20 protein-coding genes and 2 pseudogenes are annotated in these 21,216 nt (G+C 42.4%); 12 read left to right on the top strand and 10 right to left on the bottom strand.

What is annotated here, in order from left to right:
- The first annotated feature begins 388 nt into the window (after positions 1-388).
- Both CV014_RS09555 and CV014_RS09550 read left to right on the top strand, forming a co-directional pair.
- Positions 389-976, top strand: a complete 588-nt coding sequence (locus CV014_RS09555; protein WP_236141805.1) for a thylakoid membrane photosystem I accumulation factor — start codon at positions 389-391, stop codon at positions 974-976.
- Between the two features lie 191 nt (positions 977-1,167).
- Positions 1,168-1,776, top strand: a complete 609-nt coding sequence (locus tag CV014_RS09550; RefSeq protein WP_236141804.1) for a hypothetical protein — start codon at positions 1,168-1,170, stop codon at positions 1,774-1,776.
- Between the two features lie 27 nt (positions 1,777-1,803).
- Here the strand turns inward: CV014_RS09550 and cydB are convergent, their stop codons facing one another.
- The 3 genes from cydB to ald all read right to left on the bottom strand — a co-directional run bounded on the left by cydB (position 1,804) and on the right by ald (position 5,876).
- Positions 1,804-2,817, bottom strand: a complete 1,014-nt coding sequence (cydB, locus tag CV014_RS09545; protein ID WP_236141803.1) for a cytochrome d ubiquinol oxidase subunit II — start codon at positions 2,815-2,817, stop codon at positions 1,804-1,806.
- 111 nt (positions 2,818-2,928) lie between these two features.
- Positions 2,929-4,374, bottom strand: a complete 1,446-nt coding sequence (locus CV014_RS09540; protein WP_236141802.1) for a cytochrome ubiquinol oxidase subunit I — start codon at positions 4,372-4,374, stop codon at positions 2,929-2,931.
- 410 nt (positions 4,375-4,784) lie between these two features.
- Positions 4,785-5,876 (bottom strand): alanine dehydrogenase, encoded by a 1,092-nt coding sequence (gene ald, locus CV014_RS09535; protein ID WP_236141801.1) that lies wholly within the window; start codon positions 5,874-5,876, stop codon positions 4,785-4,787.
- 286 nt (positions 5,877-6,162) lie between these two features.
- On the opposite strand from ald, the gene CV014_RS09530 reads away from it, so the two are divergent.
- The 6 genes from CV014_RS09530 (at position 6,163) to CV014_RS09505 (ending at position 11,154) form a co-directional block, all read left to right on the top strand.
- Positions 6,163-6,333 (top strand): chlorophyll a/b-binding protein, encoded by a 171-nt coding sequence (locus tag CV014_RS09530; protein WP_157943303.1) that lies wholly within the window; start codon positions 6,163-6,165, stop codon positions 6,331-6,333.
- 461 nt (positions 6,334-6,794) lie between these two features.
- On the top strand, positions 6,795-7,091 hold the full coding sequence (locus CV014_RS09525) for a hypothetical protein (RefSeq protein ID WP_236141817.1): 297 nt from the start codon (positions 6,795-6,797) through the stop codon (positions 7,089-7,091).
- Positions 7,092-7,308: 217 nt separating this feature from the next.
- Positions 7,309-8,367 carry a WD40 repeat domain-containing protein gene (locus CV014_RS09520; RefSeq protein WP_236141800.1) on the top strand — a complete coding sequence of 353 codons (1,059 nt, stop codon included), beginning with the start codon at positions 7,309-7,311 and terminating at the stop codon, positions 8,365-8,367.
- A gap of 245 nt (positions 8,368-8,612) precedes the next feature.
- On the top strand, positions 8,613-10,400 hold the full coding sequence (aspS, locus tag CV014_RS09515) for an aspartate--tRNA ligase (RefSeq protein WP_236141799.1): 1,788 nt from the start codon (positions 8,613-8,615) through the stop codon (positions 10,398-10,400).
- A 128-nt stretch (positions 10,401-10,528) separates the two neighbouring features.
- Positions 10,529-10,810: a DUF433 domain-containing protein gene (locus CV014_RS09510; RefSeq protein WP_103139068.1), complete on the top strand. Its 282-nt coding sequence runs from the start codon at positions 10,529-10,531 to the stop codon at positions 10,808-10,810.
- Complete coding sequence (locus CV014_RS09505) at positions 10,807-11,154, top strand: DUF5615 family PIN-like protein (RefSeq protein ID WP_236141798.1); 348 nt, start codon at positions 10,807-10,809, stop codon at positions 11,152-11,154. The genes CV014_RS09510 and CV014_RS09505 overlap by 4 nt, the downstream gene beginning before the upstream one ends.
- A 22-nt stretch (positions 11,155-11,176) precedes the next feature.
- Here the strand turns inward: CV014_RS09505 and CV014_RS09500 are convergent.
- Positions 11,177-12,707 (bottom strand): annotated as a pseudogene (locus tag CV014_RS09500) (YifB family Mg chelatase-like AAA ATPase).
- Positions 12,708-12,774: 67 nt separating this feature from the next.
- Between CV014_RS09500 and CV014_RS09495 the strand changes: the two are divergent.
- Positions 12,775-13,125, top strand: a complete 351-nt coding sequence (locus CV014_RS09495; protein WP_236141797.1) for a histidine triad nucleotide-binding protein — start codon at positions 12,775-12,777, stop codon at positions 13,123-13,125.
- A 264-nt stretch (positions 13,126-13,389) separates the two neighbouring features.
- Positions 13,390-13,683 carry a DUF6679 family protein gene (locus CV014_RS09490; protein WP_236141796.1) on the top strand — a complete coding sequence of 98 codons (294 nt, stop codon included), beginning with the start codon at positions 13,390-13,392 and terminating at the stop codon, positions 13,681-13,683.
- 540 nt (positions 13,684-14,223) lie between these two features.
- Here CV014_RS09490 and CV014_RS09480 read toward each other — a convergent pair.
- The 3 genes and pseudogenes from CV014_RS09480 to CV014_RS09470 form a co-directional block, all read right to left on the bottom strand.
- Positions 14,224-14,661 (bottom strand): annotated as a pseudogene (locus CV014_RS09480) (Uma2 family endonuclease); the annotation flags it as partial.
- Between the two features lie 155 nt (positions 14,662-14,816).
- On the bottom strand, positions 14,817-15,947 hold the full coding sequence (locus CV014_RS09475) for an aldo/keto reductase (protein ID WP_236141795.1): 1,131 nt from the start codon (positions 15,945-15,947) through the stop codon (positions 14,817-14,819).
- Positions 15,948-16,118: 171 nt separating this feature from the next.
- Positions 16,119-16,616 carry a bifunctional nuclease family protein gene (locus CV014_RS09470; RefSeq protein WP_236141794.1) on the bottom strand — a complete coding sequence of 166 codons (498 nt, stop codon included), beginning with the start codon at positions 16,614-16,616 and terminating at the stop codon, positions 16,119-16,121.
- Positions 16,617-16,955: 339 nt separating this feature from the next.
- Between CV014_RS09470 and CV014_RS09465 the strand changes: the two genes are divergently transcribed.
- Positions 16,956-17,633 carry a riboflavin synthase gene (locus CV014_RS09465; RefSeq protein WP_236141793.1) on the top strand — a complete coding sequence of 226 codons (678 nt, stop codon included), beginning with the start codon at positions 16,956-16,958 and terminating at the stop codon, positions 17,631-17,633.
- Here CV014_RS09465 and CV014_RS09460 read toward each other — a convergent pair.
- The 3 genes from CV014_RS09460 to CV014_RS09450 form a co-directional block, all read right to left on the bottom strand.
- Positions 17,561-17,821, bottom strand: a complete 261-nt coding sequence (locus tag CV014_RS09460) for a hypothetical protein (protein WP_236141792.1) — start codon at positions 17,819-17,821, stop codon at positions 17,561-17,563. The two genes, CV014_RS09465 and CV014_RS09460, sit on opposite strands and share 73 nt — an antisense overlap.
- A gap of 3 nt (positions 17,822-17,824) precedes the next feature.
- Entirely contained in the window at positions 17,825-19,387 is a 1,563-nt protein-coding gene (locus CV014_RS09455) for a peptidoglycan DD-metalloendopeptidase family protein (protein WP_236141791.1), read from the bottom strand.
- Positions 19,388-19,487: 100 nt separating this feature from the next.
- On the bottom strand, positions 19,488-20,372 hold the full coding sequence (locus CV014_RS09450) for a biotin--[acetyl-CoA-carboxylase] ligase (protein ID WP_236141790.1): 885 nt from the start codon (positions 20,370-20,372) through the stop codon (positions 19,488-19,490).
- Between the two features lie 69 nt (positions 20,373-20,441).
- Between CV014_RS09450 and pgeF the strand changes: the two genes are divergently transcribed.
- Positions 20,442-21,215 (top strand): peptidoglycan editing factor PgeF, encoded by a 774-nt coding sequence (gene pgeF, locus CV014_RS09445; RefSeq protein ID WP_236141789.1) that lies wholly within the window; start codon positions 20,442-20,444, stop codon positions 21,213-21,215.
- Position 21,216 lies beyond the last annotated feature (1 nt).

Genomic DNA, 21,216 nt, shown 5'->3' with positions numbered 1-21,216 from the left:
ATAACCCTAAATCTTTAGTCAATAGTCAATAGTCAATGGTCAATAGTCATTAGTCAATAGTCAATAGTCATTAGTCAATAGTCATTAGTCATTAGTTTTTGCTACCTTGTCCACCTTGTCCCCAATACCCAGTCCCCAATCCCCAATACCCAGTCCCCAGTCCCCAATCCCCAATCCCCAGCCCCCATTCCCCACAGATCCCACTAGGAGTTATCTTAAAAAATGGTGGACAGCCATAATTACGGCACGTAGCAGGTAAATATGGTACAGAAGTTAAATATACTCTTAACTCTGTTCCGCGTTCCCCGTTCCCTGTTTTATATATCCAGCCCTGGTTGCCTTATTCAGCACACCTAACGATAAATAGTAGCTTGCAAGGTGCTTTTTGATGATTAGTATCAAGTTTCCTGTTTTACATAAAAAAATTGCTGACTGGCGGTGGTTGGTTTCCAAATGTCTGTCATTGCTGATTTGTTTGTTAATTATCGGTATGCAGCCAGCTTGGGCTGGTATTAACGATGATAATTATGATGGCAATATGTTTGTGGTGTATGCGGGTAATGGTTCGTTAGTACCTCCCAGACAAACCCTCGCCCAGTCTTTAGCTGAACATAAACCGACGGTGTTGGCTTTTTATGTGGATGATAGCCGCGACTGTAAGGAATATGCGATCGTGATTTCAAGGGTACAAGAATTTTACGGTCAAGCCGCTGAGATTATGCCCATTAGCGTTGATACCATCCCCAACAAAAAAAGCTATGACCCCACAGAACCAGGATATTACTACACTGGAGGTGTACCGCAAGTTGTAGTTTTAAATCAGTCGGGTAAGGTAGTTTTAAATAAACAGGGTCAAGTACCTTTTGAAGAGATAGATGATAGACTGCGAGAAGTGTTTGATTTACTACCTCGTACCGAGTCAGTGCAGTTGAAACGGCGATCGTTCAATGAGTTCAGTAGTGAGTTAGCTAAATAACAATGAGGGTAGACCAAATTGGTCTGCCCTGAATTTTAGTGCCATTTGTTACTGCATTTTTCATCCTGTAAAAGCTATGTTGAAATTTAGTCCATAGTTCAAAGTCAAAAGTCAAAGGTCAAAAGCAGTAACTAATGACTAATGACTAATGACTGATAACTAATGACCAATGACTAGTAGAGTGGTTGCTGATGTCAAAGGTTTATACTACTGATGAGCTAATTGAAATTTTGGCAGCTGAACGCCAAGCTTGCCTTAAAGGAGAACGTCTAAAATTGGAAGTTAATGTATCTGGTAATCCTGTAATCGATCAGTTTATCAGAACAGAGGGACTGCAAAAATTCACAGCCTATCAAGATTTTAAAGCGGCTATTCACAATTATCAGCAGGAATATCAAGTTTCTGGGATTGTTTGGCGCGAGATGACAGTCAAAGGTAAAACCTTGCGTTACCCAGAAGTGGATACTCAATTAATTGCGCTAGCTAGTGATTTAGAAATTATCAAATCAGCCAAAGATACTATTCTGAATTTTTGGGATGAAGTCACTGCACAGATGGACTTATATTTGAGTTTTAACAACAGCAAACAATATCAAAAAATCACTACATCTGATGTGGAAAGAATAGCTCAAAGAACGGAATGGGCTAGTTTGTGGAAATGGGAAAACCCTAATTTTTTAGAAATGATATTACAGATGGGATGGGGTAAACCAGAAGAAGCTAGTTATAAACGTGGTAGACCACAATCAGGTAGTGAATTTATTCATGCAGTCAACCCTGGTAATCAGCCAATTGGTTGATATGTAGAGTTCCCACTTATTATTATCCTACTCCCCGTAACCGTTACCAGTGACTTTACCTCGGAAAACAATGTATTGGTAAAGGTTATAGAACAACATCACCGGAATTAAAAAGCCGATGAAGATGATCATAATTACCAACGAACTAGGGTCAGCCGCCGCTTCATAAATGGTAATTTGTGGGGGAATAATGTAAGGAAAAACAATCAAACCTAAACCGATAAATGACAACACAAATAATAGAATCGTCCAAATAAAAGGCGCGCGTTCTTCTTTGCGATTCAGACTATTCAAAAGTTGCCAAACTAACCAAACTCCTAAAATTGGAATTACAGCAAAAATATAAACTAGTGGTTGTTGAAATAAACGCACTCTAGCATTTTCATAAATAAATGGTGTGCTAACTGTAATGAAAACTGCACCTATTAAAGTAGTCCATGCAGCAATTTTAGCGGTTTTGTAATGCGTTTCTTGTAATTCTCCTGTGGTTTTCCAGACAAGATAGGTAGAACCAATCAACACATAACCTTGAATCAAAGTTAATGCTACCAATACCGATGGTAAACTGAACCAGTCCCAGGTACTACCAATAAAGTGTCCTGTCTCATCAACTTTAATACCTTTGAGTACCGCACCCAAAGCAAAACCTTGTCCCAGTGCGGCGGTAAAACTTCCTGCACCAAAGGCGAAATTCCAAAACAGTTTGCGTCTAGATAATTCCCGAAATTCAAACGCCACACCCCGAAAAATAAACCCAAATACCATCACCAAAATAGGGATATACAAGGCGTTTAAAATTGTGCCGTAAGCCAAGGGAAATGCACCAAACAAACCCCCACCCATGAGAACTAACCAAGTTTCATTAGCATCCCAAATGTTACTTAAACTAGTCATCAGAATTCCCCGACGTTCATCATCGGAAGATGTGAGAGATAAAATCCCCACGCCTAAATCAAAGCCATCTAGCATGACGTAGAGAAAGAGAAATAAAGCTAAGATGACAAACCAAATTTGTGGAAGAAAATATTGAAGTGTTTCCATAATTAGTCAATAGTCAATAGTCAATAGTCAATAGTCATTAGGTAAAAGATTCTACCTTGTCTACCTTATCTCCCCTGCCCCCTGCCCCCTGCCCTCTACCTCCTCAGTCTCCTACTGCTGCGCCTCCACGGGACGTTCATCGGGGACAAACTCTCCAGGGGTGGTATCAACTGCGGGTTTGGTGACTTCTGTTCCTGGGATGGGTAATTCTAAATTCGGCCCTGTGCGGATGATACGACTACCAAAGTACATGGCTGTAATAAATAAGATGGTATAAACTACAGCAAAACCAGTCAGTGAAACTAATACATTACTTGCAGGTAAACGGGAAGCAGAATCAACTGTGCGAATCTGTCCGTATAGTGTCCAGGGTTGTCTACCTACACAACGCACAATCCACCCAGATTCTACAGCGATGTATCCTAACGGTGCAGCTAATACCCACGCTCGCATTAACCAACGCTGTTGACTAATATTTGTGGCTGCAAGTTTACCACGCAACCATTGCAGGGTACTAAATAACATTAACCCCGCAAAGAAAAAGCCAATACCAATCATGGTACGAAAAGCGTAGTAAATTAAACCTATCATGTGGGGGCGATCGCTTGCTTTCCACTCTTTCAAACCGCGCACAGGTTCGGAAAGGTTCTGCTTAAATTCCAATATGTAACCCAGTGCGTTGGGAATAGTGATTTCCCAATCATTTTTCTCAGCTTTTTCGTTGGGTATTGCTAGTAAACTCCAGTCTGCGGGTTGTCCGGCTGGTGTGCTGTTCCACTGGGCTTCCATTGCGGCGAGTTTTGTGGGTTGATAGTGATAGACTTGTTCGCCGCTTAGGTGTCCGATGTATATTTGTAATGGGGCAACTGCGATCGCAGCTGCTAAGGCAATCTTCAAAGACTTAGCAAAAAACTCCGCGTGGCGTTGCTGAAGAATATACCAAGCACTAATTCCTCCAATCACAAATAAAGATGTCTCCAGTGTGGCAAAAAACATATGCAGCACACTGTTGACCATAAAAGGATTTAAAATGGCTTGAAAATAATCATGAACAATAAACTTACCGTCCACTAATTCCCCGCCGGCTGGAGTTTGCATCCAAGAATTAGCCGTCAAAATCCAAACCGTGGAAAGATTCGCACCCACAGCCACCAAAATAGTAGAAAGATAGTGAATGGCAGGATTTACTCTTTCCCATCCAAATAACATAATTCCTAAAAAAGCCGCTTCTAGCATAAACGCCCAAGAAGCTTCAAAACCAATCACACTCCCAAAAAAGTTACCGACAGCTTCCGAAAAAGGGGCCCAATTTGTCCCAAACTGAAACTCCATCGGGATACCAGTCGCGACACCGATACCAAAATTCAGCACGTAAAATTTTGACCAAAAGCGCGCATGAAGATAATAGTCAGGATTTTTCGTTTTGAGCCAAATCCCTTCCACAATTACTAAATAAATTCCCATCCCCGTAGTCAGGACAGGCCAAAGCATATGAAAAATTGCAGTTAAGGCAAATTGCATCCGTGATAACACCACGGAATCAGATAAAAATTCCATGCTTTATTCCCCTCATTGTGAAAGATTCAGCGTCTTTACAGGTATCAAAAGTTTATACAAATTGTAATTTTATATTGATTTCCGTAAGGATTATTTAAGCATGGAAAGAATTAATTTTCATCAAAATTACTCTTATATAAAAATCATTGATTACAGATAAATTAGGACTTTTTATTAAGAAGAAATTATGATAAGTAGCCCCGTAAATTTCTTTTGTATTTACTTGGTAAACTTTATTTAGTGAATATTACATCTACCTATAGATAGGGAAATTGTGTCTAAATTTTGGGTTGATTGATGATATTTGTCAAAAGACAATTAGTCAAACTTCACAAAAAAAGTCTTGGATTATCTCAATAAATAGAAACCCAAGACCAAATCAAGATTAAAAATAAATTATGAGGCGGTAATTAACTAACTAAATCAGGAAATACTTCCTGCACCGCCGGATGTACTAAACGATGATTCTGCACGTTCAAACCTTTAGCTAAGGCGGGGTTCACGTCTAATGCTTTGAGTCCCAAATTAGCCAACTGCACCACATAAGGTAGTGTACTGTTATTTAAGGCTTGGGTGGCTGTCCAAGGGACTGCTCCTGGCATATTGGGAACGCCATAATGCACTACGCCTTCCTCAATGTATACAGGGTTGGTGTGGGATGTAGCGTGTAATGTTTCTACACAACCGCCTTGGTCAACTGCAACGTCAACTATCACCGAACCTGGGTGCATTTGTCCCACTAACTCGCGGCTAACTAAAATTGGTGCTTTGCGTCCTAATACCAGCACTGCGCCGACAACTAAATCTGCGGCTTTGACTGCTGCTTCAATGTGAGCAGAGCTACTGTAAAGTAATTCTACTCTCGAACCAAAGATTGTTTCTAAGTAAGATAAACGCTCCACATTCACATCTAATATTTGTACCGCCGCACCCATACCAACGGCGATTCTGGCGGCTTCTGTACCCACGACACCACCACCTAAAATTACTACTTTTCCTGGTTTCACCCCAGGAACACCACCCAAAAGCACGCCTCTACCACCTTGTTGACGTTCTAAGTAGCGCGCGCCAAATTGTACGGCTAGCCTACCGGCAATGATACTCATGGGGGTGAGCAGAGGGAGTCTGTTTGCGCCAGGTAACTCTACGGTTTCGTAGGCGATCGCACAAGTGCCAGAATCAATTAAATTCTCTGTTAATTTGCGATCGGCTGCTAAATGCAGATAAGTAAACAAAATCTGCTCTTTTCGCAAAAATTTATATTCACTAGATAATGGTTCTTTGACCTTCACCACTAATTCCCGATTCCACACAGCATCAGCTGTAGAAACAATTTCCGCCCCTGCGCTTTGATAATCTGCATCTGTAAACCCAGCACCACTACCTGCTTGAGTTTCCACAAAAATGCTGTGACCGTTTTCTCGCAAAACCCTGACACTAGAAGGACTCAAGCCAACGCGAAACTCTTGATCCTTAGTCTCTTTGGGAACGCCGATTTCCATACAACGCCTCTGCCTGATTTTTGATTTAATTTAGCCTGCCAGCCTCAAACTGACACTTCCGTATTGAAGATAGCTATTTACATAATTAGTTTTCCCTATTTAATTTCCCCAAACCGCACACTATTTATCCCTTGACGATTGCTTGATTGTTTCTACAATATATAAAGAATAATTACGAATTGTTAACGAGCGATCGCACAACTGTTTAAGTTATCCTTACTCAAGTTCTGCCATTAGCTCAAAACTGATTATTAAGTCCCGTTTGCCGAAAAGAGGTTTTTGTCATATGTCACAAGTACAACCCACAGTCAGCCCCAAACTAGAAGAGCCAAAATTTGGTTTTAACGAATATGCTGAACGCTTGAATGGCCGAGCCGCCATGATTGGTTTTCTGTTGATGGTGGTAATTGAATACGTCACTAATCAAGGTGTACTTTCTTGGCTTGGTCTTAAGTAGTTCTTAGTGTAGAAGTTGTAAGCTAGTAATTAGAAGAGTTGAAACCAGCTGGAACTTCTAGCTGGTTTTTACTGTATTAACTAATAACGGAATACTTAACCCAAATTACCCTCATTAATTTACGAGGCACACTAGAGAGTGTGAGTAATTGCTTCTATTGGCAAATACTTGCTGCAAGGGAGGTAATCACTACACGTAACTGATAACCTTAAAAAATTATAATCTTTTTCAGAATCCTTTTCTGGAGAAGAGTAATTTGCAGATGAGGTATTGTAGTGAGAACATCGGAAATAAATTAGTTGGGAATTCGTTGTTTCGTCAACAAGACTCAATGTAGAGGTGCGTAGTTCACCCAGTACGAGTCAATGCGTACAAAGCTAGTTAAGTAGATTTTGTCTATAAAACGAGTAACTATATTTTAAGTCAGTCAACAAAAGGTAATCTGGATAAACCAAGCTGTGATGAACGCTGTATTACCTCGTTTTTTAAAGTCAGCCTACCGTAGAGAACCCATCGTCAGCATCTTGATAACTATGGGTGTAGTCGATGCCTTAATTGGTGGTTTTGATGATAGTTGGTCATTATTTGCTGTAGGTTTAGGCACAGCAGGCGTAGCACTCGCCTTTAAGTTGTGGCGTAATAGTCAGCAACAACCTCCTCTACCAGAAGAGCCTGTTGTACAACACTACTTACCACCACGTTCATCTAATTCCACTTTGCCTATGCTAACGGTGAATAAGAAAAAACCGCCCTATTAGGGAGTGGTGATTGCTGAGTGGTGAGTGCTGTTAGCGGAAGCGGGGCGTTAGCCCTTGCTGTTAGCGGAATAGCGGCGTTTAGCCGGTGCTGAGTTGGGATAGGTGGTATGGGTTTAAAGTTCAAGGAGATTAACAAGCGGAATTTTGAATCCAAAATCCAAAATCCAAAATCCAAAATTGCTTGTGATTGGTGTATTTGAGCAGGTGAGGGAAAATAGTGAGGAGTCAGAGAAAAAACGACCTGTATTTGATTTTGGCATTTGTGGCGGCGATCGCAGTGCCGATAAATCTTTGGACAGGGTTAAAAATTGATTCGGCTCATGCTAACCCAACTGTCAATACCCCAGAAGCAACGGGAGCATTTACCAATCCCGTTCTCCTTCAAAGGATCATGGCACATCAAAGCAGTGTGAACTCTGTCACCTTTAGTCCAGATAGTAAAATGCTGGTGAGTGGCGGTGCTTACAATGATGGAATTGTCAGGATGTGGAATCCTATCACCGGCAAAAAAATCAGGAGTATCACCAAAGCTCAAACAACTACGGTAGAATCCCTGGTGATTTCCCCTGATGGACAAACTTTAGTAAGTTGTGGTAGTGATAACACAATTAATCTGTGGAATCTCAAAACTAATAAATTTACCCGTTCCTTTGTGGGACATAGTGCTAGTGTTTTATCCTTAGCTGTATCTCCCGATAGCAAAGTGCTAGTCAGTGGTGCTTTGGATGGGATTCGGATGTGGGATTTACTACAGCAACGTCCACTAGCGACATTAGTCAGATTCGATAATACAATTCATGCAGTGGCTATGAATCCCGATGGTCAAACCATCGCCAGTGGTGACAAAAAAGGAGTCATTAAACTGTGGGATTTAAGCACAGGGAAGTTAATCAGGGGATTTATCGCTCACAAGGATGTAGTTACAGGTATTGCGTACACCCCTGATGGACAGAATTTAGTCACATCCAGCCGCGATCGCACTGTTAAAGTCTGGAATCTCACCTCTGGCAAATTAGTTTACACCCTCACAGGACATAACAACTGGGTAAATGCGATCGCTGTTCATCCCAACGGACAAATTTTAGCTAGTGCTGGTAGAGACGGGATCAAAATCTGGGATTTATCTACAGGTGAGTTATTAAATACACTAATTGGACATAGTGATTGGGTAAGTGCGATCGCTTTTAGTCGTGACGGACAAATGCTAGCTAGCGGCGGATTTGACGGAGTAGTCAGCGTTTGGGGTAATCCCTCCCTGGCGGTGCGGAGGAGATAGGAAGCAGGGGTGCAGGGGTGCAGGGGAGAAGTAATGAGTAATGAGTAATAAGTAATGAGTAATGAGTAATGAGTAATGAGTAATGAGTAATGAGTAATGAGTAATGACTATTGACTATTGACTATTGACCATTGACCATTGACTTTTTGAATTTTGTATTGCTTACAATGACTATGGATGCTGGATAATGGGAAAGCTTTGACATTTACCAGTAAATCTAGCTTGGAACAACAGAACTAATAACTATGCGAACTCACTATTGCGGCGAACTCCGAAAAGAAGATATTGGAGATACTGTTACCTTGTATGGATGGGTAGACCGTCGCCGCGATCATGGGGGTGTGATATTTTTAGATTTACGCGATCGCTCTGGAACAGTCCAGATTGTCAGCGATCCGCAACGCACCCCAGATTCCTACGAACAGGCTAACTCTCTACGTAATGAATACGTTGTGGAAATTACAGGCAGAGTCACACAACGTCCAGAAGAATCACTGAATAGCCGTATTCCTACCGGCGAAGTGGAAATTTACGCTGATCACATTAAACTGCTGAATGCTGTAAGGAAGCAGTTACCTTTTCAAGTTTCTAGCGCGGACACGGAAAGCGTGCGAGAAGACTTGCGGCTAAAATATCGTTACTTGGATTTACGACGCGATCGCATGGCGCGGAATATGCAGTTACGTCATCAAGTCGTGAAAGCTATGCGCCGCTATCTAGAAGACATAGAGGGTTTTATGGAAGTAGAAACCCCTGTGCTGACTCGTTCTACCCCAGAAGGTGCAAGAGATTACATTTTACCTAGTCGCGTGAATGAGGGTGAATGGTTTGCACTACCCCAGTCTCCACAATTATTTAAACAAATATTGATGGTATCGGGTATGGATAGATACTATCAGATCGCCCGTTGCTTCCGCGATGAAGACCTACGCGCCGACAGACAGCCAGAATTTACTCAGTTGGACATGGAAATGAGTTTCATGTCCCAGGAAGAGATTATTGCTCTTAACGAAAAGTTAGTTAGTTATATCTTCAAAATCGTCAAAGGGATCGAATTACATACCCCCTTCCCCCGTCTCACCTACGCTGAGGCGATGGAACGTTACGGTAGTGATAAACCAGATACCCGCTACGGTTTAGAATTAGTCAACGTTTCCGATGTGCTGAAAGACTCTGGTTTTAAAGTCTTTCGGGATGCGATCGCCTCTGGTGGTATCGTGAAAATTCTCCCCATCCCCAACGGTAACGAGCAAATTTCTAACGTCCGCATCAAACCAGGTGGCGATTTATTCAAAGAAGCCAGTGAAGCTGGTGCAAAAGGTCTAGCTTATATTCGGGTGCGAGAAAACGGCGAAATTGACACCATAGGCGCGATTAAAGACAACCTGTCTGAAGAACAAAAACAGGAAATCTTACAACGTACAGGCGCGCAAGCAGGACATTTATTACTGTTTGGTGCAGGTGATGTGGTGACTGTCAATAAGACTTTAGATAGATTACGTCAAGTCGTCGCCAAGGAATTCAACTTAATTGATCCCGAAAAAATCAATCTTCTCTGGATTGTGGATTTCCCGATGTTTGAGTGGAATGCCGACGAAAAACGTCTAGAAGCATTACACCACCCCTTTACCGCACCCCATCCCGATGATTTGCAAGACTTAAAAACCGCCCGCGCCCAAGCCTATGATTTAGTCTTTAACGGCTTTGAAGTCGGCGGGGGTAGTTTGCGGATTTACCAACGGGACATTCAAGAACAGGTGTTTGAAGCGATTGGGTTGTCTCCAGAAGAAGCACAAAATAAATTTGGTTTCCTCTTAGAAGCCTTTGAATATGGTACACCGCCACATGGTGGCATCGCCTACGGTTTAGACCGATTGGTGATGTTACTAAGTGGTGAAGAATCCATCAGAGATGTCATCGCTTTTCCGAAGACACAGCAGGCTCGTTGTCTGTTAACTGATGCACCTTCTGGTGTAGATGTCAAGCAATTGAAGGAACTGCACGTTGCTTCTACGTACAAACCAAAGGCTTAAGTCAGTAAATAGTTATTCAGTTATCAGTTAACTTTTGACTGATAACTGTTTACCTATCTGTCTAATCGTCGTATAGCTGACACAATTGATAAAATTATTTTCTGGGAAGATTCTTTATATTTACAGTTATGGTTCAAGCAACAGAGCATCTTTATATTGTCAAAGATGAGCATATTCTGGGTGGTGAGCCAATTATCAAGGGAACTCGGACATCAGTCAGAGCGATAGTTGAAACTTGGCGTATGGGTGTTTCTCCAGAAGAAATTCCCCAGGGCTTACCTCACCTGACTTTGGCACAAGTTTTTGATGCGTTGAGTTATTACAGCGATCATCAAGATGAAATTAACGCTTATATTGAACGTAACCGCATCCCTGATGAATTGATTGACCCATTGGTGCGAGATTTATGAGCAATTTGTTCATTCGCTTGTACTTAGATGAAGATGTCAATGTTTTAGTGGCGGATTTGCTCAGAGCAAGAGGTTTTGATGCTTTAACAGTAAGAGATGCAGGACAGCTTCAGGCAAGCGATGAAGAACAGCTGGCTTACGCTGTTAATCAAAGAAGAACCCTAGTTACTCACAACCGCACCGATTTTGAAGAACTAATACAAGTCTATTTTAATAGGGAACAAAGGCACTACGGTGTAATTTATGCTGTCCGTCGCCCACCTCAAGAAATAGCACAACGATTACTAGTAATTTTAAATCAAGTGACAGCAGATGAGATGGAAAATCAAGTCCGTTACATCTGATACATCAAATCGCCAATGTCCTTTACTGCATTCTATCTATAGTGCGGTATTGGATAGCTTCGGCTACATGATGGGCTTTGATGTCGTCTTCAGCCGCTAAATCTGCGATAGTGCGCGCTACTTTGAGAATGCGATCGCTCGCCCTTGCAGATAAGCCTAACTTATTAATCGCAGCTTCTAGTAAACTCCGGCTAGCGTCATCAAGTTTGCACCATTGTGATAAATGACGGCTCTGCATTTGCGCGTTACAAAGTAGATTTCGTTCTTCTCGAAAACGATGAGCAGCGCGATCGCGTGCTTGTTGTACTCTCTCTAGTACAGCCGCAGAATGTTCTCCTGTGGGTTGTTGGGTAATTTCTTCCGGTTTTAAACGGTTTACTGCTACTTGTAAATCAATTCTGTCCATGAGGGGGCCAGAAAGTTTTGCCCAATATTGTTCCCGTTGTCTGGGAGAACAACTGCACTGCTGAATTGTATCGCCGTAGTAGCCACAAGGACAGGGATTGGTGCTGGCGACTAAAGTAAATTGTGCCGGAAAAGTAACTGATTGTCTGGTGCGTGATATGGTAACAAAGCCGTCTTCTAAAGGCTGACGCAGAAATTCCAAGACATCGCGCTTAAACTCCGTGAGTTCGTCCAGAAATAAGACCCCACGGTGAGATAAAGAGATTTCCCCAGGACGAGGGAAACCACCACCACCGACTAAAGACGGCCCTGATGCAGAGTGATGAGGACTACGAAAAGGGCGATCGCGCACTAATGTACCACGATTTTTTAATAAACCAGCCACAGAATGAATTCTCGTCACCTCCAGAGCCTCTGCAAAGCCCAAAGGGGGCATAATTCCTGGTAAACGGCGGGCTAACATCGTTTTGGCCGCTTCCTGGAGGCCCGACAAAAATTAAATTATGCCCTCCAGCCGCCGCAATTTCTAAAGCGCGCCTTGCATGGGCTTGTCCTTTGACATCCTTTAAATCTGCAACACCTTGAACTGTGTGGGGTAAATTCTTTGCTACATCTAACTTGACGGGTTTGTACTTCCCTGGATTGTTCAGTAAATCCACCACTTCCCCCACATTGTTGCAGCCATACACATCTAAACCTTGGACAATTGCAGCTTCTTGAGCATTATCCACAGGCACGACTAAACCCGCAATCCCCATTTTCTCAGCCGCCGCCGCAATGGGTAAAACACCAGCTACAGGGCGTAAACTCCCGTCTAGAGAAACTTCCCCTAGAAAAATATAATCGCCCAATAAATCTGCACTTACTTGCTCAGAAGCCGCCAAAATCCCCACACTAATTGGTAAATCAAAACAAGGGCCTTCCTTACGTAAATCAGCAGGCGTTAAATTAATCACAATTTTTCGCATGGGAAAGGCAAAACCCGCATTTTTCAATGTGGCTTTAACTCTCTCTTTCGACTCCTGAATCGCCGAATCAGGTAGCCCCAAAACCACGATTCCTGGTAAACCACCTGAAACATCCACTTCTACACCGACTTTTACAGCATCGATGCCGACAATTGACGCACTCCAAACTCTAGCAAGCATTGGTTAAATATTTCTTCTATAGACAGTAAACCTTTAGAATCTCTAGCAGATGAGTAATTACAATCGCATGAGTGAAACCACAGAGACAATTTTTAGTAAGATCATCCGTCGGGAAATACCCGCTAACATCGTTTATGAAGATGATTTAGCCCTAGCTTTCACAGATGTTCATCCCCAAGCCCCTACCCATATTCTGGTGATTCCCAAAAAACCGATTCCCAAATTAGCCGATGCTACACCTGGAGATCAGGCTATTTTGGGTCATTTGTTATTAACTGTCAAAGCTGTGGCCGCAGCCGCAGGGCTAAAAGATGGTTATCGCGTAGTCATAAATACGGGTGATGATGGGGGTCAAACTGTTTACCACCTACATCTGCACATTCTCGGTGGACGACAAATGGCCTGGCCTCCTGGTTGATGAATATCTATGAGTCGCGCTTTGTAATCGCTTTAACCTTACTGATAATTAACTTTTAACTTCTCTGTACGGAGAACATAAAACAGCGTCCCTCTTTAACTGGGACGCTTTTCAATTTTTGAATCTATCATAGGACTGATTAATGCCTAGTCAAAATGTATAAATTTTATGAAAACGAAATTAATGTGTAGTATTTCTACTGTTGATTTAGCCTGAAAAACTCACCTAATATTTACCACATCATTTTTTCTTATGTGAGATATTGTGAAATCTATTCTACAGTCATACTTAGACCAAGAAATCTGGATACTGATACGAGACAAATGGTATTTTGCAAAAGTCATCCGAGTTTGGGATGATTTGTTGTGGTTTCAACACAGGACTCACAACAAAGAAACAGAAGAAGATACCTTGTGGGAAATGGTGGTAAAAATCAATGAAGTGATTGCAATTGACAGAATTATCTCAGTTGTCAGCAGAAAACCAGATGTATTCATGTCAAAATTGCTCGAAACTGATCAACCCACAAATCATCATAAAAAAGAGCATGAAAACTAATTAACTACAATCAACTGTTATTCTAGAAAATTCTGTGTGATGTGTGAGAGTCAGATAATTAATAACCCCAGTTTCACAGGGAACTGGGGTTAGTAATTTGGATGAAAAAAAGCGATCGCCTGCTACCAAAAAGAGCATATTTGTAAATTCTCTACTCCATCTCAACACCTTCTCCCTGTAGTTCCACAGGCTCAAACTTAACCTTGTTATATAAATCCTGTAGGGAAATTTCAAAGGGTATAGTTCCCAGAGATATTTTTTCATCTTCCGCGTCATATTCGCGTAGATTCCATTGTTTTTTACCTATTTTAGAAAACTGTTCTACATAGGGCTTGCTGAAAAAGTCCTTTAGTGGAGGTAGGGAACAGGGAACGGGGAACAGGGAACAGTTTTACCCTAATTTTTTCCAATTTTTTTGCCTCCAAAAAATTGGAGATGCAAACTTTTTCAGCCTCATATCCCAATTCTCTTGCACTTTTTTCCCAAAAATAACCGCGAATTGCTTACTAGTAAAGAGTTTTAAAGTTATTCAACAGACCCTACATAGATTTGGGTTTGATCAACTAATAAATATTCCTGAAATGTAGAAATTGTTCGATAAGCCTGAAATTTATCTTCGTGGTCATAACCTTTAGTAGACTCAGATAAAACTTCCACTATCACTTGTGGATTGAGGATCATATCTTGGCGATTAGGGAAAAATTCTGGTTCACCCACTACAATCATCACATCTGGATAAGTATAAATACGTTTCTCTGGTATCCATAGACGCATATCACTATTGAATACCTCGTAGTTTTGCTGTCTAAATGCAAAGTTCAGCACAGCATAAAAATTACCTGCTATACGATTATGATTTACTGTTCCGCCTGCCATTGGAATAATTTGTCCATCAATATATTCACTTTTGTATTCAGCTACTTCTTCGAGGGCTAAATATTCCTCTGGGGTGTAAAATCGCTGTTGGGTGATTTGCATAGTTTTATGAAATAGCGATCGCCGCCAAAAATCTTGATAATCTTACCCAATAGTTTAACGCAGGAAATACTACTCCCTGCCATACCTGATTATGACGAACGCCAACGCCCCTTTTGAGTTGCAGTCTTTAATTTTCAATTTTAAATTTTGAATTGTTAACCCCAAAGTCTTCTACCAGATTTACCCTTTAATTGCTCATGAGTATCTGCTAATAAATTCGGGATATCTAATTTTTCTGGACATCTAGGTAAACAATCACCACATTCTGTACAACGGTTGGCTTTCATTCCCGGAAACCAATGTCCAGCATTTTCAAACATTCCATAACGATATTGACCGTAATCTTTCATGTCATAGGCTACAGCCAAATTTCTTAGGCGTAAGACTTCAGGAATGTTAATGTTTTCAGGACAGGGTAAACAAGCATAACATTGACTACATTTTTGATTTTCTAAAACTTGCTGTTGATGATTTTCTAACTGTTGAAAGGTGAGAATTTCCGTGGATGTTAACTCACCATTACTATCAGCAACTTGTAAAGGTGCTATTAATTCCTCTGGATTAGCTGCGCCTACACTCAGGGTAGTAATGCGTTGGTCACTTAATAAAAATCGATAGTTTAATTCTAAAGGTGAAAATGGCTGACATAAGTCTTTGAGGGTTTGGGGTGGTGTGTAAAGTTTTCCCCCTTTGTCAGCCGGAGAAATAATAAAAAGCCCCATATCTTTCTCAGTGGCTAACTGAATAGCTGGGGCGTTTCTTTGAAAGAAATAGTAATAATGCAGATTGACAAATGCAAATAAATCTGTGTTGATTGCTGCTTGAATTAACTCTAATGAACCGTGGGTGGAAAAGCCAACGTGTCTAACTCTACCGTCAGCGATCGCTTCTGTGATGGCTTGCATACAACCATCTTTGGCTTGCACCATCTCCAGATGTTCCCAAGTATTTAAACCGTGAATTCCGAGACAATCTAGATAATCTATATTCAATCTAGTTAAAGATTCATCAATACACCGACGCATACTATCAGCATCAGCTGTGGGTGGAATTTTGCTGGTGATGTGGACTTGGGAACGCTGGAGAGATAAGCCATTCGCGATCGCTGCACCCAGATACTCCTCACTTTTACCGTAACCTCTGGCTGTTTCTATGTGATTAATTCCCAGTTCTAAAGCCTTGGCTATGGTTTGCTGTGCAGTTGCGACATCAGCCAAGTAACGCATTGTCCCTAGAGAAAAAACCGAAAGGCGTAGATTTGTTTTGCCAAAGCGTCGGTAGTGCATAAATTCACTGCTGAGTGGTGTTAGCGGTAGCGCGGAGTTTAGCCGATACTAAGTTGTGAGTAGAAACCAGATTAATACTGTCTGTAACAAAATCAAAGCTAAAAAAGAAAGAATCAAGCACTAATTTGATCTTCTTTACTCAACACTCAACACTCAGCACTCAGAACTCTTTTAACTTTCGTCATTACCAAACCGCTTGATTAAATCTTCAGGACGAAGATTAGAAATAAATTCTCGGAAAGCTTGTTGTTCGGCTTCATCAGCATCCCGATCCACAGGGATAGACGCATCAGCAATTACTTCTTCCATTACCCAAATAGGGGTATTAGTCCGCAGTGCGACGGCGATCGCATCGCTGGGACGGGCATCAATTTCTTTTTTGACTTCGCCCTGTTGTACAATCAAGACCGCATAAAATGTATCCTTTTGTAAGGAATGAATAATTACCTTTTCTAGAGTCATATTCCAAGCTTCGAGAATATTGACAATCAGATCATGGGTTAAAGGTCGAGGCGGCTTTTGATTTTCCAAAGGCCCCATAATTGCCCTCGCCTGTTCTTGTCCAATATAAATTGGCAACGCCCGCCGATCTGAGGCATCTTTTAACAAAACTATTGGGCTGCGGGTCATGGCATCTAATGCTATGCCAGCGACTTTCATCTCAATCATTGGCCAACCCTCTACAATCTTTTGCGTGATTAATTGTTAAGTGATAAATAATACCCTCGTTTGGGTAGTTAGGAACGGTAATAAACATAGGCATTGTTCTCTATAATTGCCTCTATTAAACTCCGAATTGTCCGTGAACACCAGAGTAAATGAAAGGGGTCTTTATAAACAATAACCTTCTTCACCAAGTATGACTTGTGAAGGATGTCATTGTGTTAATTACCCTATAATAAAAACAGTCAGGAAATATACCCAGAATTTTCGGCATTCTTGTGAGAATTACCAGTGGATTTTCAGGAAAATTAGGCAATAAATAGAGTTAGTTTTGCGAAATAAACAGTGTTTACAGGATTAATTCAATCATTAGGAACAATCAAACCCTTAAGTGGTGATGCGTGGCAAATTACCTGCGTGAGTCAGCCATCGTTAATTATGCAGGATTTAGCCTATGGTGACAGTGTAGCTGTAGATGGTGTTTGCCTGACAGTAGAAGAAATTTTGCCAACAGGCTTCGTGGCTTCAGCTTCCCCAGAAACTCTGCGCCGCACGACTCTAGGCTATGAGCAAACACAACAAGGCTACGTCAACCTAGAAACTTCACTCCGCGTTGGTGGTAAAGTCGGCGGTCATTTTGTTATGGGTCATGTAGACGGTGTAGGTAGCTTGCTAGAGACGAAACAGACAGCAACTTCTTGGGAAATGACTTTCACAGCACCCGAAGCGATCGCTCGTTACATTGTCCCCAAGGGTAGTATCGCTGTCAATGGCGTGAGTCTGACGGTAGCTGCTTATGAAGTGGATTTATCTCAGTTTACCGTCGCCGTGATTCCCCTGACTTACGCTGATACCAATCTTCGCTATCTGATGTCTGGCAGTTTAGTAAATTTAGAAGGCGATATTCTCGGTAAATACGTGGAAAAATTCCTTCACCCCGGCAAGAGTTATCACAAGACCTCAGATGATGCCGGTTTCAATGATATTACACCCGCATTTTTAGCAGAACACGGATATTTGTAAATAGGGGATTGGGCATGGGGCATGGGGCATGGGGCATGGGGCATGGGGCATAGAAAAAACAGAACGCAGGTATAAAATCTACCTTGTCTACCTTGTCTACCTTGTCTACCTTGTCTACCTTGTCCACCTTGTCTACTTGTTCCCAGTCCCCAGTCCCCAGTCCCCAGTCCCCAATCCCCAGTCCCCAATCCCTACTCCCTCCTCAACGCCTGCGCTGTCTGCACGCCTTGCAATAATTGGCTGAGGGCAACTTGCAATTCTACACCGGGGTCAACAGCCACCCATCCGTTTTGTGTGAGGTGACGGACTTCAAAGTGTAGGTGGGGGCCTGTGGAGTTACCGGTGCTACCTACACGCCCAATTACAGTTCCTGGTTCTACCCATTGTCCTGGTTGCACCAAGATTTCTGACATATGACCGTAGAGGGTTTGTTGAGCCGAACTGTGGTTAAGAATGACGGTTAAACCATAGCCACCTACCCAATCAGCTGTCTCTACTTGACCTCTAGCAGCAGCTAAAATGGGAGTACCTGAAGGTGCGCCCAAGTCAGTACCAGCGTGGAAACGGCGATCGCCTGTAATTGGGTGAATCCGCCAGCCAAATATAGATGTTACTGGTGCTGCTGCGGCTAGGGGATATACCATCCCATTGCCACCACGGTAAGCTAATGTGCTGGTGTAGGGAATTTGTGGTAACACTGAAGCTAAGGGAATATCGTAAGCTACATTACTCTCACGGGGGGCAATGTTCCCTTCTGCCATTGGTGGGGGTAATGTCCCAGCACTGGGTGCAATGGGAGTAGCACTGACTTTCGTGGTAGCGAATTCGCTGGGGTTGGGAATAAAACGGTTGGGTTGAAAAGCTGTTTTATTGCTGCTACCTACAGGTACTTGAGAACCACGCCATCTGCTTTGGCTTGGTGTAGTCGCTAAGGTGCGAACGGGGGATGCTGTAGCTAACTGTGCTGTTTGACTGTTTCTAATCCATGTGGGGGCTGATTTAGCTGTGCGCTGGTTAGATGATGGTGTTTGCGCGCAAGCACTACCAGTTACCCCTTGTCCAGAATTCACAACTGTGCGACAACCGCTAGAACGTTCTGTGAGAATTACAGAATTTGGTGCTTGATAAGTTCCAGTTGTATTGGCACTGTAATCATTGGGATCAATATAAGCGTTGTTATAATCCTGCTTGGGTTGCCTAACTGTAACACTGTTATTGTTATCTGATGCGTTGGATGGTTGGGTAACTACTGGTTTTTTATTATTTAATGACGGTTGAGCAACAGTTGGTTTCTGCTCAGATGTAGTTACTTCCCGTTGGGGTTTAACTTTAGCGTTTGGGGTTGGTGTAACTTGAGAAGCTTCTACTTGGGGTTGTGACTTTCTCACACTAAAAACTGGCTCATTTGCCTCATTTTCAATGCTGGGTTGAGATTGTCTAACGGGCTTTGGTGATTGTGAAACTTCTGATTGACGTAGCCTTTGCTGGAGTTTAGTTTGCCGTGCCGAGAATTTTGGCTGTGATGGCGATGCTGCGGGTACAACAACATCTTTTTTCACAGGAATAACTGGTGCTGCTGTTGGTTGGGAAGTTTCAACAGTAGGAACAATGTTATCGATGGATGTTTCTGTTTGAGCTAACACCAAGCCGCCACTGAGGAGGCTAACACCACCTAACCAACACAGACCTTGTGCTGGTAGAGTGTAGGCTAGGCGTTTCTTCGGATTATGGGCAGAGTGATTGCGCTGCGTCATTGTTTCTCTCAGTTGAGTTGTGTCTTATGTGCCTAAAGAGATGATGCCAGTGGTTTGTCTTACCCAAAGAGCGAAATTGTCAACAAACCTGATATGAATCTTAAGAACTACGATAACCCAAACTAATTCTACCGGGTTCTAGATGAATTTCTGGTGTTTTCATATCAGTTATGCAACCTCTTTCTAAGGATACTCGTAAACTCCCTTGAGGTGTTACGCCCACAACATTACCTGCGAGGTCGTTGACGTAAACGCGATCGCCCATGTTCACCAAAAACTCTAAATAACGAGACACAAGTATATTAATTCCTTCTTCCAAAAGGCAGACCACACCAGATTCTATGCCTAATAGCACTTGACAAATTAAGGTTTCTATATCGGGCATTGGGCATTGGGCATTGGGCATTGGGCATTGGGCATTGTATTTTTCTTCCCCTACTCTCCCTGCGCCCCTGCCCCCTGCCTCTCCTGCCTCCCGCAGCCATGACTGTAAATTAATCCCTGTTTCCGGTACAGGATTACTCCAGTTAATCCCGACACCAACTATTGCTTGTGTGATTTGGCCTTGATTCACTTTGGTTTCTGTTAGAATTCCGCCTAATTTTCGTCTTTCTAAAACTAAATCATTCGGCCATTTAATTCCGACATTAATTCCACATTGACGCAATTGATATGTAATCCCCCAAGCGGTAGCTAACGTGAGTTGATAACTAGCATTAGCTGCTATATGGGGATTAATCGCCACAGAAAGATATAGTCCGCCTGTTTGGGAAATCCACTGTCGTCCCCATTGTCCTTTGCCGGCGGTTTGTTGTGTGGCAATCACTACATTACCTGCTGTCGCGCCTTGGCTAATTAACTCCCAAAGCGTTAGATTAGTTGAGGTAACACAGTCATAAATATGTAGAGTAAAAGGTAAATAACCATACTTGCGCTCAGTGGTGAGGGCAGTTAAGATTTTTTGCTGATCAAGTTTGACAGCCATTAGCCTAAAATTCCGTAGTTCAAGTTAGCATGAATTGGCTGATAAGTTTCTGATTAGGTTTGGTTCAAGATGCACACTTGGCATTGGCATGATTGGGAGGGACTACCATACCTAACTTGTAGTCTCTTAAAGAATTGGCAACACGGCTTTTTTACCCAGCAGTTTTGGCCGCGATCGCCCGACGAGTTAACAAAGGTGCTGCACCCAGAAGCATCAGCATATCGTTTGAAACAGGTACATGGCAATACAGTCCTCACCCCCAGGGAAATAGCTACCAATCTGGATGCAGAAGATGAATTAGCCCTGGCAGATGGATTAATGAGTGAAGCACCCTTACAAGCTGTGTGGGTAGCCAGTGCTGATTGTACACCTGTGTTAATTGGAGATATCAAAACTGGACAGGTAGCAGCACTCCATGCAGGTTGGCGGGGAACAGCAAAGAAAATTGTCCCCCAGGCGATCGCCCGGATGCAAGCCCAAGGTAGTCAACTAGCAGACTTGCGGATTGCTATGGGGCCAGCTATTGCTGGAGAAGTTTACCAAGTTTCTGAGGAAGTCGCAGCAGAAATTGGAGCTAGCATCATACCACATGAGGATAACCAAAAAATTGTTCAGACATTACATGATTTGCCCCATTCCCCATTGTTAGCTGATCCTGAACCTGGAAGAGTCAGGGTAGACGTGCGGCGAGTCAATGCTTTGCAAATGGAAAATTTAGGGATTAGTGCAGAACAAATAGCGATCGCACCCTACTGTACTTACCAAACTCCAGATCATTTCTTTTCCTACCGTCGTGAGCAACAGAAAAAAGTACAATGGTCTGGCATTGTCAGTGTTGTTTAAA

Origin of the sequence: Nostoc sp. CMAA1605, assembly GCF_021596505.1 — a bacterium.
GTDB lineage: Bacteria > Cyanobacteriota > Cyanobacteriia > Cyanobacteriales > Nostocaceae > Trichormus.
Note: the sequence above shows the minus strand (reverse complement) of the source record. Positions and strands in the feature narration are given on the sequence as shown.

Excerpts from the sequence above, each read along its gene's own strand:
- aspS (WP_236141799.1), top strand. The coding sequence starts at position 8,613 with ATGCGAACTCACTATTGCGGCGAACTCCGAAAAGAAGATATTGGAGAT.
- cydB (WP_236141803.1), bottom strand. The coding sequence starts at position 2,817 with ATGGAAACACTTCAATATTTTCTTCCACAAATTTGGTTTGTCATCTTA.
- CV014_RS09455 (WP_236141791.1), bottom strand. The coding sequence starts at position 19,387 with ATGACGCAGCGCAATCACTCTGCCCATAATCCGAAGAAACGCCTAGCC.
- CV014_RS09530 (WP_157943303.1), top strand. The coding sequence starts at position 6,163 with ATGTCACAAGTACAACCCACAGTCAGCCCCAAACTAGAAGAGCCAAAA.
- CV014_RS09475 (WP_236141795.1), bottom strand. The coding sequence starts at position 15,947 with ATGCACTACCGACGCTTTGGCAAAACAAATCTACGCCTTTCGGTTTTT.
- CV014_RS09470 (WP_236141794.1), bottom strand. The coding sequence starts at position 16,616 with ATGATTGAGATGAAAGTCGCTGGCATAGCATTAGATGCCATGACCCGC.
- CV014_RS09555 (WP_236141805.1), top strand. The coding sequence starts at position 389 with ATGATTAGTATCAAGTTTCCTGTTTTACATAAAAAAATTGCTGACTGG.
- ald (WP_236141801.1), bottom strand. The coding sequence starts at position 5,876 with ATGGAAATCGGCGTTCCCAAAGAGACTAAGGATCAAGAGTTTCGCGTT.
- CV014_RS09540 (WP_236141802.1), bottom strand. The coding sequence starts at position 4,374 with ATGGAATTTTTATCTGATTCCGTGGTGTTATCACGGATGCAATTTGCC.
- CV014_RS09450 (WP_236141790.1), bottom strand. The coding sequence starts at position 20,372 with ATGGCTGTCAAACTTGATCAGCAAAAAATCTTAACTGCCCTCACCACT.
- CV014_RS09525 (WP_236141817.1), top strand. The coding sequence starts at position 6,795 with ATGAACGCTGTATTACCTCGTTTTTTAAAGTCAGCCTACCGTAGAGAA.
- CV014_RS09510 (WP_103139068.1), top strand. The coding sequence starts at position 10,529 with ATGGTTCAAGCAACAGAGCATCTTTATATTGTCAAAGATGAGCATATT.
- pgeF (WP_236141789.1), top strand. The coding sequence starts at position 20,442 with ATGCACACTTGGCATTGGCATGATTGGGAGGGACTACCATACCTAACT.
- CV014_RS09550 (WP_236141804.1), top strand. The coding sequence starts at position 1,168 with ATGTCAAAGGTTTATACTACTGATGAGCTAATTGAAATTTTGGCAGCT.
- CV014_RS09505 (WP_236141798.1), top strand. The coding sequence starts at position 10,807 with ATGAGCAATTTGTTCATTCGCTTGTACTTAGATGAAGATGTCAATGTT.
- CV014_RS09495 (WP_236141797.1), top strand. The coding sequence starts at position 12,775 with ATGAGTGAAACCACAGAGACAATTTTTAGTAAGATCATCCGTCGGGAA.